The 1,964-nt window shown below is 57.2% G+C and carries 3 protein-coding genes; 2 read left to right on the forward strand and 1 reads right to left on the reverse strand.

What is annotated here, in order from left to right; genetic code table 11:
• Together Q0239_RS00120 and Q0239_RS00125 are read left to right on the forward strand one after the other, a co-directional pair.
• Positions 1 to 271, forward strand: a 271-nt coding sequence (locus Q0239_RS00120) for an ACT domain-containing protein (protein WP_298596501.1), incomplete at its 5' end; no start/stop codon positions are given.
• Between the two features lie 105 nt (positions 272 to 376).
• On the forward strand, positions 377 to 1,135 hold the full coding sequence (locus Q0239_RS00125; protein ID WP_298596504.1) for an arginyltransferase: 759 nt from the start codon (positions 377 to 379) through the stop codon (positions 1,133 to 1,135).
• A gap of 47 nt (positions 1,136 to 1,182) precedes the next feature.
• Here the strand turns inward: Q0239_RS00125 and Q0239_RS00130 are convergent.
• Positions 1,183 to 1,964, reverse strand: a 782-nt coding sequence (locus tag Q0239_RS00130; protein ID WP_298596507.1) for a glycine zipper 2TM domain-containing protein, incomplete at its 5' end; no start/stop codon positions are given.

Raw genomic sequence — 1,964 nt, forward strand, 5'->3', positions numbered from 1 at the left:
GTTGCGCGACCTGGCCCGTTCGGGTCGCCTCGCCCGCTTGCGCATCCCCCTCCAGGACCGCCCCGGCGCGCTGTACAAGGTGATGAAGCTGTTCAACGAGCATAATATCAACATCATCGAAATCTATCACCAGCGCATCTTCACGACGCTGCCCGCCAAGGGCCTGATAACAGACATCGAATGTGAAGCCCGCGATGCAGAGCAACTGCAGGGTCTGGTCGATTCGCTGAAAGATGCAGGTTACAAGGTCGAACGGGTCGAACTGAACTGAACAAAATCAATGCCATCGCATATTGATGGTAAATGCCCTTTTCAGCACTCCCGTAAAGCGTCATAACTCCTCGCAACCAACAATATAAGGCGAGGTCGGTTTACCATGAGCGCACCAGTCCGCTTTCCGCGCTTCTTTGTCACAAACCCGGCCCCCTGCCCCTATTTGCCCGGCAAAACCGAGCGCAAGGTGTTCACCGAACTGAACGGTGCGCATGCAAGCGAACTCAACGAAGCGCTTGGCCGCATCGGTTTTCGCCGCAGCCAAAATGTCGCCTATCGCCCGAGCTGCATCGATTGCAAGGCGTGCGTACCGGTGCGCATCCTGACCGACGGCTTTCAGCCCAACGCCACCCAACGCAAAATCCTTAAGCGCAATTCTGATCTTCAGGTAAGTGCCTGCCGCCCTTGGTCAACGAATGAGCAATATGAACTGCTCCGTCGCTATTTGAAGCAGCGTCACCCCGAAGGTGGCATGGCTGACATGGACGATATGGATTATGCCGACATGGTCGAGCAGACACCGGTGCACAGCCATGTCGTCGAATATCGGCTTCCCGCTCGCTATGGCGCGCAAGGCGAACTGATTGGAGCGTGCATTACCGACCAGCAATCAGATGGTCTGTCGATGGTATACAGCTTCTACGATGCCGAAGCCGAAGGCCGTCCCGGCTTAGGCAATTTCATTATCATGGATCACATCATGCGCGCGCGCGCGGCCGGATTGCCCTTTGTCTATCTGGGCTATTGGGTCGATGGTGCAGCGCGGATGCAATACAAGACCCGCTATCGCCCGCTCGAAAAACTCAGCCCCGATGGCTGGGTCGATTTCGAACAGCGCGAGCAGGCCGACCTTTTCAGCTAACAAAAAACCCCGCCAAGGCGGGGTTTCTTGTTTGGGCTCGCAATCGCTCAGCGGCACACACAGCGCGGCTTCGGCTTTGGCTTCGCTTTCCACTTGCGCACGGCCTTCCGTTTTACGGGCACCGTTTCATAATAGATTTCTTCGGTTACCGTGGTCGTGGTCACGGGCACCATCGAATATGTGACCATCGGTGCCGGGTAGTAATAATAGCCATAGGGATAGGCGCCATAAGCATGGCCATAGCCTGAACCATATCCGTTATCGCTCGGCAGATATTTCTCGCATTTCTTCATCGACTTTTCGACACCGAGACCGGCAAGCGCACCAAGCCCCGCACCAATGAGCGAACCTTCGGTGCGATTGCCGCGGCCCGCAATGCGGTTACCGGCAATGGCGCCCAATATCGCGCCGATTGCGGCACCGCCGACACCATCGCTCTTCAGGCACTTTTCATATTCGCGATTGTCATAGCCCGTACCATAAGCGGGGGGCATGGGATAGGGTGCTGCGGCATGCGGAACATCGTATGGCGCACCAGCTGCGGGCATGGGATGATGCGGCATCCGGTGGTGTGGTGCCTCATCGCCGTGACGGGTCACGGTGCCGTTCCATTGGCCTTCATAAACCCGGCCATCCTTGTCGACATATTGGCCCTTGGTCCATTCGCCCTGATATTCATAGCGCACGCCGCTGGCATCAGAATAGGTTGGCGCGCCTGGGCCATCGAGATCGTAGATGCCATGATCGGCACCCATGGCCGGGCCATATTCGGTATGGTCGTGATGCTTCTTGGCCGAATCGCTGGCTGCCTGTGCTGGCATCGCCACCA

It is taken from the genome of uncultured Sphingorhabdus sp., assembly GCF_937872355.1.
Lineage (GTDB): Bacteria > Pseudomonadota > Alphaproteobacteria > Sphingomonadales > Sphingomonadaceae > Sphingorhabdus_B.